The 255-nt window shown below is 71.4% G+C and carries 1 pseudogene; it reads right to left on the bottom strand.

Annotated elements, in window-relative coordinates:
* Window positions 1-254, bottom strand: a pseudogene (locus G3I71_RS50125) (helix-turn-helix domain-containing protein); the annotation flags it as partial.
* Between the last annotated feature and the right edge of the window lies 1 nt (window position 255).

Here is a 255-nt window from a genome sequence, read left to right as displayed (position 1 = left end):
TCCGGCTTGGTACGGCGATCGGCGTGGCCCTCGGTGTGGCGTCCGGGCTGGTTGCAGGAGACGGTGCGGGTGACGATGTTGCCGCCGGTGGTGCGTTCGCGGGTTCGGCGCAGGTAGCCGTGGGTTTCGAGTTCGCGCAGGGCGGCGGCGATGCGGTCGGGGCCCTCGGGGAATCTCTTGGCGAGGGTCTTGATGTCGACGGGGGAGCCCGGGGCCAGCGACTGGATGTGGGTGCCCAGCCCGATCCCGAGCAGC

It is taken from the genome of Streptomyces sp. SID12501 (genome assembly GCF_010550245.1).
In the GTDB taxonomy this organism is placed as follows: Bacteria; Actinomycetota; Actinomycetes; order Streptomycetales; family Streptomycetaceae; genus Streptomyces.
This window is presented reverse-complemented; position numbering and strand designations above follow the sequence as displayed.